The 12,551-nt window shown below is 68.7% G+C and carries 11 protein-coding genes; 8 read left to right on the top strand and 3 right to left on the bottom strand.

The features are described 5' to 3' along the window. The first annotated feature begins 40 nt into the window (after positions 1-40). Positions 41-625, top strand: coding sequence for a hypothetical protein (locus EGM46_RS00855; protein WP_241156103.1), 585 nt, complete (start codon positions 41-43; stop codon positions 623-625). A gap of 114 nt (positions 626-739) precedes the next feature. Then, the gene (locus tag EGM46_RS00850; protein WP_125098271.1) at positions 740-1,453 is read left to right on the top strand and encodes a YceI family protein; all 714 of its coding nucleotides are present in this window, start codon (positions 740-742) and stop codon (positions 1,451-1,453) included. A gap of 28 nt (positions 1,454-1,481) precedes the next feature. Here the strand turns inward: EGM46_RS00850 and EGM46_RS00845 are convergent, their stop codons facing one another. Then, positions 1,482-2,684 (bottom strand): RimK family alpha-L-glutamate ligase, encoded by a 1,203-nt coding sequence (locus EGM46_RS00845; RefSeq protein WP_125098270.1) that lies wholly within the window; start codon positions 2,682-2,684, stop codon positions 1,482-1,484. Positions 2,685-2,708: 24 nt separating this feature from the next. Here EGM46_RS00845 and EGM46_RS00840 point away from each other — a divergent pair, with 24 nt between their 5' ends. Then, positions 2,709-3,188 (top strand): ATP-dependent zinc protease family protein, encoded by a 480-nt coding sequence (locus tag EGM46_RS00840; RefSeq protein ID WP_125098269.1) that lies wholly within the window; start codon positions 2,709-2,711, stop codon positions 3,186-3,188. A gap of 3 nt (positions 3,189-3,191) precedes the next feature. Here the strand turns inward: EGM46_RS00840 and EGM46_RS00835 are convergent, their stop codons facing one another. Then, entirely contained in the window at positions 3,192-3,491 is a 300-nt protein-coding gene (locus EGM46_RS00835) for an META domain-containing protein (protein ID WP_164512768.1), read from the bottom strand. A gap of 537 nt (positions 3,492-4,028) precedes the next feature. Between EGM46_RS00835 and EGM46_RS00830 the strand changes: the two genes are divergently transcribed. The 3 genes from EGM46_RS00830 (at position 4,029) to EGM46_RS00820 (ending at position 7,906) form a co-directional block, all read left to right on the top strand. Beyond that, positions 4,029-6,020 carry a S1 family peptidase gene (locus tag EGM46_RS00830; protein ID WP_125098267.1) on the top strand — a complete coding sequence of 664 codons (1,992 nt, stop codon included), beginning with the start codon at positions 4,029-4,031 and terminating at the stop codon, positions 6,018-6,020. A gap of 138 nt (positions 6,021-6,158) precedes the next feature. After that, complete coding sequence (locus EGM46_RS00825; RefSeq protein ID WP_125098266.1) at positions 6,159-7,256, top strand: N-formylglutamate amidohydrolase; 1,098 nt, start codon at positions 6,159-6,161, stop codon at positions 7,254-7,256. A 32-nt stretch (positions 7,257-7,288) separates the two neighbouring features. Further along, positions 7,289-7,906, top strand: coding sequence for a GNAT family N-acetyltransferase (locus EGM46_RS00820; protein WP_125098265.1), 618 nt, complete (start codon positions 7,289-7,291; stop codon positions 7,904-7,906). Between the two features lie 177 nt (positions 7,907-8,083). On the opposite strand, the gene EGM46_RS00815 is transcribed toward EGM46_RS00820, so the two are convergent. Next, positions 8,084-9,427 (bottom strand): anaerobic C4-dicarboxylate transporter, encoded by a 1,344-nt coding sequence (locus EGM46_RS00815; RefSeq protein ID WP_125098264.1) that lies wholly within the window; start codon positions 9,425-9,427, stop codon positions 8,084-8,086. Between the two features lie 135 nt (positions 9,428-9,562). Here EGM46_RS00815 and EGM46_RS00810 point away from each other — a divergent pair, with 135 nt between their 5' ends. Next, on the top strand, positions 9,563-11,206 hold the full coding sequence (locus EGM46_RS00810; RefSeq protein WP_125098263.1) for a SulP family inorganic anion transporter: 1,644 nt from the start codon (positions 9,563-9,565) through the stop codon (positions 11,204-11,206). A 65-nt stretch (positions 11,207-11,271) separates the two neighbouring features. Beyond that, positions 11,272-12,549 carry a heparan-alpha-glucosaminide N-acetyltransferase domain-containing protein gene (locus tag EGM46_RS00805; RefSeq protein WP_164512767.1) on the top strand — a complete coding sequence of 426 codons (1,278 nt, stop codon included), beginning with the start codon at positions 11,272-11,274 and terminating at the stop codon, positions 12,547-12,549. Positions 12,550-12,551 lie beyond the last annotated feature (2 nt).

Raw genomic sequence — 12,551 nt, 5'->3', positions numbered from 1 at the left:
CGCAGCTACACTGGTGCGCAGCCTCGGGAAAGGACACGCGATGAGCGACACCGTGCAGGAATCCATGCAGCACTCAGGAAACCGCACCCGCGGCGAGCGCGTCCCAGCAATCGAACGCGCGTCGCGCAAACCGTGGGGCGAGTGGGTGACGCTCTTCGAGGCCGCCGACGCTGCGACGCTCCCGCACCCCGAGATCGCGCGTATCGCGCGCGCCGAGCTGCCAGCGGATCTCGCGAACCCCGACTGGTGGGCGCAGGGGATCGCGATCGCCTACGAGCAGCACGCCGGGTTGCGCGTGCCAGGGCAGTCCTCCACCGGCACCTTCCGCGTGAGCGCGAGCCGCACCCTGCCCCTCGACCGCGACGCGGCGATTGCCGCGTGGCGGGAAGCGCACGGCGACCGCGCTGAGCACCTCGGGCACGCCGCCGGCGAGCCGCGGCCCTCCCGCACCGAGAAGCGCTCGTTCTGGCGATTCGACCTCGCGGGCGCCGGCCGGGTCGAGGTGTCAGCAACACCGAAGGATCAGGATCGCGCCGTCCTCACGGTCAGCTTGGAAGGGCTCCCCGATGGGGATCGCATCGAGGAGTGGCGCGCGCACTGGAAGGCGCTGCTCGCCGCGCTCTGATCCAGAACTTCCAGCATTTTCCCGAGGAGCTCCGAGTGTGCTCATTGGCTGGCCTGACACAGTGGGTACCAATTCGCCCGTATCGCGGTGAATATCCAGCAAGAAGGAGCCGCAGTGCAGAAGTCGCAAAAGGTGCTCATCGGGGTCGGCGCTGGCGTGCTTGCGCTCGCCGCCGTCGCAGCAATCGCGGGGCCCATGGTCTACCGTGACTTCATCGCCGCACCCGCGGCGGACGCCCCGGCGCTCTCCGGCACCGAGCAGATCATGGGTGAATCGAGCGGTGATCCCCTCGATCCCGCGGTCATCGCCGGCACATGGCGGGTGGCCGACGGCTCCGAGGCGGGCTACCGCGTCAACGAGGTGCTCAACGGGACCGACGTCACGGTCACCGGGCGCACCGCGGAGGTGAGCGGGGACTTCCAGATCAGTGCTGATGGGCTCACACTCGACACCGCTCAGCTGACCGTCGACGTCGCCTCGATCGCCACCGACAGCGCGCCGCGCGACGCATACTTCCGCGACGAGGCCCTCCGCACCGGGGAGTTCCCCGAGGCGACCTTCACGCTCACGGAGCCGGTCACCCTGCACGAGATCCCGAACTCGGGCGACACCGTGCGCACCGCAGCAGCTGGCGAGCTCACGATCGCGGGCGAGACGCGCGCGGTGACCGCGTCCGTCGAGGTCCGCAGCGACGGCGAGCGCGCCGAGATCGCCGGCTCGATCCCGATCACCTTCGAGGACTTCGGGGTCACCGCACCCAACCTCGGCTTCGTCTCGGTCGAGCCGAGCGGACAGGTCGAGTTCCAGCTGGTCGCCGAGCGCGGCTAAGGCGCGCCACAGCGCGGGAGCGCTCAGCTCAGCTGGAACCTTCAGCGAGTTCCTGCGCCTCCGGGGGAAGCTTCCGCACGCGCGCGCGCCGCCGCCGGCGCTCGGGGATCATCGAGCGCATCTCTTCAAGCTTGCCGAAGCAGAGGAGCCGATCCTCCGGTTCAAGCACCACGTGCTTTCTCGGGTTCGGGATCACCTGCACGCCGCGGTGCAGAGTGAGCACCGTGATGTCGCGGTCCCAGAGCCCGAGATCCCCCAGCTGCTTCCCCACGTGCTCCGAGCCGGCGTGCATCGAAATCTCGGCGACCCCGTAGCCGGTGGAGACGCTGAGCCGCTGCCGCACGTCGATCTCAGGGAAGTTCACCTGGTTCGCGATGTAGTCAATGATCGCGCCGGCGACATCGAGGCCGGTGGCAGCCTCGATCCCCTGCAGCCCAGGCGAGGAGTTCACCTCCATCACGAGCGGCCCATCGTCACCCTCGAGCATGTCGACGCCGGCGACGCGGAGTCCCATGATCTGCGCGGCGCGCACCGCGGCCTGCTCGTACGCTGGCTCGAGCTGCACCGGCTCAACCGTGCCGCCGCGGTGCACATTCGAGCGAAACTCGTCGCCGCTCGCCACCCGCCGCATCGCCGCAACGACCCGATCCCCCACGACGAGCGCGCGCACGTCGCGCCCCCGGCTCTCGGAGATGAACCGTTGAATGAGCACGTTCTGGCGGGTGGAGTGCAGCGTCTCGATGATCGCCTCCGCGACTTTCACCTGCGGGGCGAGGATGACACCGATCCCCTGCGTGCCCTCGAGCAGCTTGATGACCACGGGCGCCCCGCCGACACTCTCGATCGCTGCGCGCACGTCGGCGCGATTGCGCACAAACGCGGTCGCGGGCATCGCGATCGAGTGGCGCGACAGGATCTGAATGGCGCGCAGCTTGTCGCGCGAGTTCGAGATCCCGTTCGCGGTGTTCGGGGTATACACGTCCATCTGCTCGAACTGCCGCACCACGGCGGTTCCGAAGTAGGTGATCGAGTTGCCAATGCGCGGCAGGATCGCGTCGTAGTCGCTCAGCTGTTTGCCCCGGTAGAGCAGGTCGGGTTCGTCGCCGGCAAGGTCAATTCCGAAGCGCAGCGTGTTGAGTACGCGGGCCTTGTGGCCGCGCTGCTCGCTCGCCGCCATCAGGCGCTGCGTCGAGTACGCGTGCGGGGCACGCGAGAGAATCGCGAGTTTCACCGAAGTTCCTGCCAAGATAGAAGCGTGAGCGGACAAGACCATTCAAGCACTCTCACGGGGTGGCGCGAGTGGGTGTCGCTTCCCGACATTGATGTGCCGTGGATCAAGGCCAAGATCGACACGGGAGCGCAGACCTCCGCGCTCCACGCGACGGGCATTTCTGAGTTTGAGCGTGACGGCGCGGCGTGGGTCAGATTCACGGCGCACCCCTGGCAGATGAGCGACGAGGACGCCGCGCTCGTCGAGCTTCCCGTGCACGATCGGCGCACGGTGCGCAGCTCATCCGGGCACGCACAAGAACGCCCAGTGGTACTCATTGACGTCCGGCTCGGTGGTCGAACGATCCAGGCGGAGTTCACGCTCACGGACCGCGAGGAGATGCTCTTTCGCGTGCTCATCGGGCGCGAAGCGCTTCGCCAGGGGTACATCGTCGACTCGGGGGCATCGTTCCTCGGCGGCAAGCCGCCCCGCGCAGTGCGACGTCGCAACCGCGGCATCGCGTAGCCGCTACTCCGCGCGCTGGAGCTCGCCGATTTCTGTTCCAGCGACGTCCCTGACGCGCAGCACACCGTCGTCCAGCGTGACGGAGGCAACGTCGGCGAGCCACTGATTGACGCCCATGCACGCCATCGCGGTGATCGCGAACGGGGCGACCCGCGCGCCGGCCTCCGTTGCCTCGTAGGTACTCACAATGCGGTTGCACCCATCGCTGCCGCTCACGACGCCAGAGGCCTCGAATACGAGCTCCGGCAGTCCACGCTCCTGCGAGACCCAGGTTCCGAGTAGTTCTTCGTTCACGAGATCCACAGAGCAGTCCTTCCGTCCGATTGCGCGTCCCCCCTCGCTCGACTGTCAGGCACGATGGCCAACGGCCGCAAGCGTAGCCCAGGAGCCAGCGCCACACCACCGCCCGGTGATGCCGACGATGCGGACGAGGATGCGGCGCATCGCCACGCCAGGGCGGCGCCCAGCACTATTGCCCTCAGATGGCACGAAAAGCATCATCGTGCACCACAAAAAGGACACTCAGTGAAGAGCAACCACGCCCCCAGCTCGACACACAAACGCTCATTCTTCGCGGGTTTCCCTCAACCTTTGGCCCGGCAATCACGCGGCAATCTAGCGTAACTGGGGTCCGAACCCACGGTGTTCCGCTCTGCGTGCGCCGGGTCAACCCCGTACCAGATCTGGAGGCTCAGAGCCGTGACACTACGTCGCCCACTGTCCATCGGTGCCGCAGCAACAGCTGCGCTCCTCGCCCTATTCATCTCTCCCCCTGCATTCGCTCAGGACGCACCGGCCGAGGGCGACCAACTCGCGCAGGCTGCGGATTCTGTCTCCGCAGTGCAGCAGGCAACCGACGCCCCCGAGAGTGTCGCCGGCTACGGCGTGACCACCTCCGGGCAGTCCATCGTGCTGGTCAATTCAGAGTTCCGCGATGCACCGGAGCTCGCCGAGCTTGCACCGAAGCTCGCGGTTGACGAGATCGCTTTCATTGATCCCGCCGTCGCTGACGCCGCAACCGATGTTGCCGGCGGCGCCGGCTACCTCGCGGATCTCGGCGGAGGCAGTCTTGGGCTGTGCTCCATCGGCTTCACGGCTTGGAGCCCTACTGGAGACCCAGCGCTCGTCACCGCAGGCCACTGCTCAAATGACGGCGCGATCTCCGAGATCGCACTCTCGAAGCCGTCGGGTGATGCGGCGTACGCTGGCACGAACGATGGCGTCGATTCCAACGGTACCGGCGTTGCCGGGCAGTTTGGGTTCTCGCAGTTTGGCGGGCCAGGGAACTCACCTGGCGCAGAGAACGCACCCGACTCCACCGACATTGGGGTCATCGATATCACGAACCCCGCACTGACTCTTCACCCGAGCGTCACTGACTGGACTACCGCTGGTGCCGACGATCTCGCAGCCAGCACCATTGCGGTGAAGAACGTCGGTGTGCCGGTCTCAGGCACAGTCGAAAAGTCCGGGCGCACCACGGGCGTCACGAGCGGCGACACCACCGTCATGATTGAGTACAACGATGGTTCGATCCGTCCCACCGAGATCCTGGATGGGTACATGCAGGTGTCGGGCCGCTGGGTACACGGCTTTATCGGGGGCGCGAAATCAGATCCGGGCGACTCCGGCGGCGCGGTGTTCCAGGGTGGCCAGGCAGTCGGGATCCTCAGCGGCGGCCCCGCGCAGGTCACTGTCGGAGATGACTGGGCGTGGTACACGAGGCTCGCAGACGCGCTCACCTACACCGGTGGCTACACGATCGCGCTCGATATCGATGCCCCGACCGTCGCGGCTGTCACCCCTGGCGACGTGCTGCAGCCCGGCGAAACGATCACCGTCGAGGTGCCGACAAACGCGACGGAGCTGAGCGTGACGCAGAACGCAGGCACCCCAGAGACACTTCCCGTAGACCTGAACACGGGGACGGTCACACTGTCCGCACCTGAGGAGCTCGGTGACCACACCCTCTCGCTCACCGCACTCAATGGGTACAGCGCTTCCGCAGAGACGGAGCTGAAGTTCAGCGTCGACGAGGCGATCGCCGTGCCAACGATCACAGAGCAGCGCGTCGATGCAGCCGCGGGCGAACGCTCGGCGCCCGTCGCGGTCGCGGGCACCGGCATTGCCGGAGCGACGGTCACCGTCACCGGGCTCGCCGGCGACGAGGTCGAGGTCCTCGTCGCGGACGACGGCACCTGGGCTCTGTCTGAGCAGACCGTTGAGATCGGTGCGCACGAGGTCGCCGCCTCCCAGAGGATCGATGATCACTCATCCCCGAAGGCAACGGCTGTCATCACCGTAGCTCCCGCTGCACCTGAGGTCACTTCGGTAACCCCCGACGAGATCTTCTCCGCTGGCTCAGCGCCTACGGAGATCGCGGGCACCGGTCTTCCCGGCTCGGAACTCACCCTCGTCGTTGACACAAGCCAGGATACTGACACCACCCGCGCAGTACTTGCTCGAGGCGAGCTGAGCACTGACGAGCTGCGGGCAGCTCCCGCTCTGAGCACTACGACCGTCACAGTGGACGACGATGGCAACTGGGTTGCCGCTGTCGACGGTGTGCAAGACGTCGGGCATTACGATGCCGTTGCAGAGCAGCAGTTCAACGACGTGACCTCAGCGGGCACCTTGCTCGGCTACGCAATCGAGGACACCTCAACGGTTGGCGGCGGTTCCCCGACGCCCGGGACCGAGAACCCAGACGGCGACCTGCCCGTCACCGGCGGCGGGCCACTCCTGCCACTGATGATCGGCGCACTGCTGCTCGCGCTGCTCGGCGGTGGCACGGTGCTCATCGCCCGCCGCCGTGCAGCACACAACAGCTAGGCGCACACCAGCGGCGAACGGCGCCAGGATCCCGCACTCCGCGGGGCCCTGGCGCCGTTCGTTGCGTGCCCACTCCCACTGGAACAACACTTCTTGACACCCCTGGTCAGGCTCTGGGCGCACAGCTATTCTGAAGGAATGAGCGCCACGCACCTCGATCTCATCCCCTCCGGCACGGTCTTCACCCCCGAGGAGATCACCCACTACGCGGACTCCGATACTCGAACGCTCGAGCAGGCCATCTCCGACGCGGATCTGCTCGTCGCGACGCCGCACTCCGGCGCAGCGATCCCCGAGGAGGTCGCCGAGTTCCTCTCCCCAGCGCTCACCCGTCGACTGCAGTACGACTACAGCGACGTCGCCACCGCGTCGATCGTGCGCCGCTGGGCGGAGATTGACCCGCGCATCGTCGCCGTCATCAACCCGCACCCGCGCCTCATCCGCGACCCGAACCGGCGCAAGCCGGACGATGTGCGCGCGGACCTCGCCGCGGCGATCGAGCGAGTCCGCGCGGCCGGCGCCTGGCAGAAGGTCGACCTCACCGGCGTTGACGCGATTCGCCCGGTGACTTTCTCGTTCTTCCCGATCCTCGAGATCCCCGAGACCGATGCCGGGCTCCAGGCACTCGTCGACGCGTTCGCCGAGACCGCGGAGGCTGGGCTCGGGGTCTACGAGCGCACGCGCGAAGCGCTCACCGACGCGTTCGTGGCGCAGGGCCTCGAGCGCGGCGGCTCGTTCACGCGGCTCTCATTCCACGACACGATGAACACGACCACCACGCGGGACGGTGCCGTGAATGTTGCGCGCGCCGAGGCCGACCGCCTCCCCGCCGTGGTCGCGCTGTCCAACCGCGGCGATCACCAGGGCGAGGAGCGCGACCCCGAGGATCGGCCGACCATGGATCCCGCAGCGCTGCGCGCGCTCGCCGAGGCGCACCGCGCCGGCTTTGAGGTGAGCGATCCCGCGGCGGTGCTGCTGAACCAGCCGTACCTCGGCAGCGAGGAAATCCGAGCCGCCGGTGCACGGTTTGGGGCGATGCGCGCCGACGCTGACGCCGCCGGGCTCCGCCTCGGCGCAGTGCAGGCCGAGTTCCTGCGCGAGTACCTGCTCGGCCCCGCGGCTGCCGCGGAGCTCCAGGAGCCTGGGACCGACTGGATCAGCGAGGACCCCGAGCACATCGACGCCATCGCGCACGCCTGCAAGCGCGCGTGGGACGCGTTCCGCGAGGCCGAGTAGACACCAACGGGCGTGCACACGCCGAGGATTCCATGACCCATTCAGATTTCACCGTTCGCCCGCTCGTCGCAGACGACCTCGATGTCACCGCACGCATCCTCGCCGAGGGGTTCTGGGATGACCCAGTGTGGGGACCGGCGTTCCCCGCGCACCCGGAGCGCATGACGCACGCGGTCGCTCACTGGCGCTTCATGGCTGATCAGGCCGTCCGCTATGGCGAGCCACTCATCGCCGAGCTGCCCGACGGGACCGTCGCCGCGGTGTCCACGTGGTTCCCGCCGGGGCAGGATGAGATTCGGGAGGCTGACCTGCCAGCGTACGAGACGCTGCTGCGCGGCACGATCGGTGATGCGGCAGCGGAAACGCTGCTCGCGGAAGGCGAGCTGTTTGCCGGTGCGCGTCCGAGCGAGCCGCACGCGTACCTTTCGTTGCTCGCCGTCTCGAGCGCGGCTCGCGGCTTGGGGATCGGTATGCGCCTGGTGCAGGCCGGGCTGGAGCACTACGACGCCGCGGGGGTGCAGACGTACCTCGAGTCGTCGAACCCGGCGAATGATGCCCGCTATGAGCGGCTGGGCTACCGTCCGGCGACGCAGCTGACCATCCCGGGATCGCCGCCGGTGCAGACCTACGTGAGGCCTGCGGCGGCGTAGCAAGCGGCCCGCGCTCCCCAAAGCTCCCTAGACCCAGCGCTTAGCCCCCTCACCCCCATTCCGCACGGAGAAATCCGGTATTTCGGACCCATTTCTCTGAAATGGTCCGAAGTACCGGATTTCTCCGTGCGTGAGGGACGTGCGGGAGTGCGTTGGCGCGCGCGGGGGCCGCCAGGCCTAGCCGCCCCAGAGCACCCCGAACAGGGCGCCAGCCGCAATCGTGGTCACCGCGAGGATCACCGTCGGCAGGAAGAACGAGTGGTCGACGAGCTTGGTGCCGAGCTTCGTGGACCCCGAGTGGTCGAAGTTCGCCGCCGCGATCTGCGAGCCGTTCGTCGGCAGCAGGTAGATGCCGGCGAACGCGCCGGCCCACATGCCGGAGAGCAGACCGAGCGGGATGCCGGCGGCGAGGCCGATCGGCACGATCGTCCGCGTTGCGGTCGACTGGCTGGTCGTGAGCACACAGACCAGGAACACGCCGAGCGCGAAGATCCAGGGGGCCGCGGTGACGAGGCCGCCAACGCCCTCGGCGATGAGCGTGGTGTGCGCGCCGAGGAACGTGTCGGTGAGCCATGCGAGGCCGAAGAGCGCGATCGCGGAGACCATACCGGCCTTGAACACGGTCATCGTGGGGATCTCGCCGACCTTCGGTCGGGACACCACGAGGATGAGCGTACCGACGACGAACATCACGATCTCGATGATCGGGGTCATCGCCACGGGGTCGCCTGCGGCGTCGAGCGGGCGGATCCCCTTGAAGAGGCCGAAGGCGACGATCGCGGCGACGCCGAGCAGGAAGATGACCGCAGCGTTCCTGCCGGCCGAGGTGACGGTCACTTCGGCGCGCACCTCGGCGGCGTTCGCCGAGGGTGCGGGGATCTCGCCCTTGGCGATCTTCGCCTGGATCTCGGGATCGTCGGCGATGTCCTTGCCGAGACGGTTCACGATGATACCGGAGATGATGATGCCGACCACGGCGGCCGGGATGGTCACCTTGAGGATGTCGACGAGCTCGAAGTTCCAGGGCGCCGTGTCGGTGAGGGTCACCATCGCAGCCATCGCCGCGGAGACCGGGCTACACGCGAGCGCCACGCCCGTCGCCACCACCGAGAGCGAGAGCGGCCGCGAGGGTCGCACACCGTTGCGGTAGGAGAGGTCCTGGATCACCGGGAGGAGCGGGTACAGGATGTTCGAAGTGCCGGCGCCGACCGCGAAGAGGAACGAAACGAGCGGCGCGACAAGGGTGATCTGCTTCGGGCTGCGCGCGATCAGCTTCGCTGCGATTGAGACCATCCAGTCGATGCCGCCTGCCGCCTGCATCATGGACGAGGCGAGCACCACGGCCAGGACGATGAGCAGCGCGTCGACCGGGGGTGAGCCTGGAGCGAGACCGAACACGAACACGAGGATCGCGACCCCGGCACCGCCCCAGAGGCCGAGGCCCACACCGCTCGACCTCGTACCCATGACGATACAGCCGAGGACGACAAGCAGCTGCGTAGCAAACAGCACGATATCCATAGGGTCCCCCTTGATTCTTCCTGGGGTTCAGAGTAGCGGTGCACACGGTCCAGGCACAGCAAAATCTTTCGGAACGCCGCCGAATTCCCTTTTCTGAGGAATGGGGCATGATGGGGACTGGACAAGGGAGGCAGAATGACCGCGGTTCTGGCGGGCCTGCGCGGCCTGCTGCCCACACGCGAAGACTACCGGGGACTGCGCACCAGCTGGCGCGCTGACGTCATTGCCGGACTCACGGTGGGGATCGTCGCGTTGCCGCTTGCACTCGCCTTCGGCGTGAGTTCCGGCGTTGGCGCTGAGGCTGGCCTCATCACCGCGATCGTTGCCGGGCTCGTCGCCGCCGTCTTCGGCGGTTCGAATGTGCAGGTGTCCGGCCCCACCGGCGCGATGGTGGTCGTGCTCGCCCCCATCGTCGCCATGCACGGCGTCGGCGCGGTCGCGGTTGTCAGCCTCTTCGCCGGGCTCATCGTGCTCGCGGCTGGCGCGCTGCGCCTCGGCCGCGCCGTGAGCTACATCCCGTGGCCCGTCATCGAGGGATTCACGGCCGGGATCGGGATCATCATCTTCCTGCAGCAGGTGCCCGCCGCGCTCGGCGTTGACGGCGCCGGCCGCTCGTCCAACGCGGTCATCGCGGCCTGGGAGGTCGTGCAGGACGCGAGTTGGCCCAGCGCGCTGCTGCCGCTCGCCGCGGTGGTCGGGGTCGCGGTCGTCATGCTTCTGCTCGGCCGGTTTGCGCCGGCGATTCCCGCGTCGTTCGTCGCGATCCTCGTCGTCTCGGTGGTTGCGGCCCTTGCGGGATCGCCGCTGCCGACCATCGGCGCGCTGCCGCACACGCTCCCGGCGCCCACCATGCCGACCTTCGATCTCGCACTGCTGTCCGGGCTCGCCGGCCCGGCCGTCGCGGTCGCCGCGCTCGCGGCCATCGAGTCGCTGCTCTCGGCGCGCGTCGCCGCGACCATCGCCGACACCGGGCAAGTGAACGCGGACCGCGAGCTGTTCGGGCAGGGGCTCGCTTCGATCGCGTCCGGCTTCTTCGGCGGGATGCCCGCGACGGGCGCGATCGCGCGCACCGCGGTGAACGTGCGCAGCGGAGCACGCACGCGACTCTCCGCGATCGTGCACGCGCTGGCGCTGCTCCTCGTCGTGCTCGTCGCCGCTGAGGTGGTCGGCGCGATCCCGCTCGCCGCCCTCGCGGGCGTGCTCATGATGACGGCGGCGCGCATGGTGTCCCCCGGCACGATCGGCCGCGTGCTTCGCTCGAGCCGATCGAGCGCTGCGGTGTTCCTGATCACGCTCTTCGTCACGGTGGCGTTCGACCTCGTGATCGCGGTCGGGATCGGCCTCGCCGTCGCCGCGTTCTTCGCTCTGCGCACGCTGAGCAGCATGAGCGACGCCGAGCGCGAGGACCTCCCCGGCCCCGCTGCGCCCGGCGACGAGCGGATCGCGCTCTACACGCTGCACGGCTCCCTCTTCTTCGGGGCGGCGGATCGGCTCATCGAGCGCATCACCGCCGCGGACGACGTCGAGGTGGTGATCCTGCGCCTCTCCGATGTGCAGATCATCGACTCGACCGGCGCGAACGCGCTCGCGGAATTCGTGGGAACGCTGGAGCGCCGGGGCGCGACGGTGCTGATCAAGGGCATCCGCCCCGAGCATCGCGTGCTGCTCGAGCGCCTGGGCGTCGTTGGCGCGCTCCGGCACCCGAACCACCTGTTCCACGAACTGGAGCCGGCGCTCGCGCACGCGCGCGATCACGTTCGCCGCGGCGTCGGGCACTAGCAACACCGGCGCGGCCGGCACTGCCGGCGCAGACGTTTCAGAGCCGGGTCAGGCAGACTCAGATGATGACTTCCCCCGCTCCGGCCGCGACGCGCATGATCGGCGTCGACGTCGCGCGATTCCTCGCCATCATCGGGATGATCGCCGCGCACCTCATCCCCATCGCCGGGATGATCGCCGAACCGGGCAGCTTCGACGAGGCCGCCGGGAAGTTCACCGACACGCTGACGGCCGGGATCGCCGCCCCGCTCTTCGCCGTGCTCGGCGGCGTGAGCACCGTGCTCGCCACGCGGAAGCTCCTCGCGGCCGGCCGCACGGGCGCCGCCATCGGCGCAGTCGCGATTCGCGGCGGCCTGCTGATCCTCATCGGCTTGACGCTCGGCATCATCGAGACCCCGGTCGCCATCGTGCTCGCCTACTACGGCATCGCGATGCTGCTCATCGCGCCGCTCGTCTGGGCGCGCAGCTGGCTGCTCGCGCTCATCGCGCTGGTGCTCACCGTCGGCGGCGGCTGGCTGAACGCGGTGTACCGCGAGGGCGCGGACACACCGTACGAGGGCGGGCAGGTGAACTTCGACTCGTTCGCGCAGGATCCGTTCGCGGCGCTGCGCACCCTCCTCCTCACCGGGGAGTATTCGGCACTCACGTGGTGCGCGTACCTCCTGTTCGGCGTGCTCATCGGCCGGCTCCTCACCGGCAGCGCGCGGCGCGGTGGGCTCGGCCGGGCCGCGGCGCTCCTCACCGCGGTCGGCGCCGTGTTCGCGGTCGCCGGGCAGCTCGTGTCGAACGCGGTGGTCGCGACGCTCGGCGGTGTCACCGATCCCGCGCTCGATTGGGTCTCCGCCCCCGATCGCGCCGAGTACGTGACGCAGTCGACGTTCGGTGCGCCACTCTCGACGCAGCTGTGGGCGCAGCTCGTCGCCACCCCGCACTCCGGGTCGCTCATCGACATCGTCCGCACGGCCGGCATCGCCGCCGCGGTGATCGGCGCGCTGGTGCTGCTGTGCGACGTTGCGCGTGCGCGCGGCGGGCGCGCAACCCCAGCCCCGGGACCACTCCTCGCCACCGTGCGCGCGGCGGGCGCGGCCCCGCTGACCATCTACACGCTGCACATCATCGCCACCGGCGTGCTGCTCCAGCCTGCGCTCGACAGCCCGGACGCGTTCACGGGTGCCGGCTTCGACTGGTGGGTGGCCGGGGTGGGGGCCTTCGCTCTGCAGCTCGCCGGGGTGCTCGGGATCGGTGCGCTGCTCGCCGCACTCGGTCGACGTGGCCCGCTGGAGGCGCTCGTCTCGGGGATCGTGAAGCTCGGGATCCGGGAGGGCAGCGCCGGCCGAGTGTGACG

Origin of the sequence: Leucobacter chromiireducens (genome assembly GCF_003917135.1) — a bacterium.
Classification (GTDB): Bacteria; Actinomycetota; Actinomycetes; order Actinomycetales; family Microbacteriaceae; genus Leucobacter; species Leucobacter chromiireducens_A.
Note: the sequence above shows the minus strand (reverse complement) of the source record. Positions and strands in the feature narration are given on the sequence as shown.

What these genes read in the sequence shown, in the direction of transcription:
- EGM46_RS00855 (WP_241156103.1), top strand. Translation starts at nt 41, where the DNA reads ATGAGCGACACCGTGCAGGAATCCATGCAGCACTCAGGAAACCGCACC.
- EGM46_RS00825 (WP_125098266.1), top strand. Translation starts at nt 6,159, where the DNA reads ATGAGCGCCACGCACCTCGATCTCATCCCCTCCGGCACGGTCTTCACC.
- EGM46_RS00820 (WP_125098265.1), top strand. Translation starts at nt 7,289, where the DNA reads ATGACCCATTCAGATTTCACCGTTCGCCCGCTCGTCGCAGACGACCTC.
- EGM46_RS00815 (WP_125098264.1), bottom strand. Translation starts at nt 9,427, where the DNA reads ATGGATATCGTGCTGTTTGCTACGCAGCTGCTTGTCGTCCTCGGCTGT.
- EGM46_RS00810 (WP_125098263.1), top strand. Translation starts at nt 9,563, where the DNA reads ATGACCGCGGTTCTGGCGGGCCTGCGCGGCCTGCTGCCCACACGCGAA.
- EGM46_RS00805 (WP_164512767.1), top strand. Translation starts at nt 11,272, where the DNA reads ATGACTTCCCCCGCTCCGGCCGCGACGCGCATGATCGGCGTCGACGTC.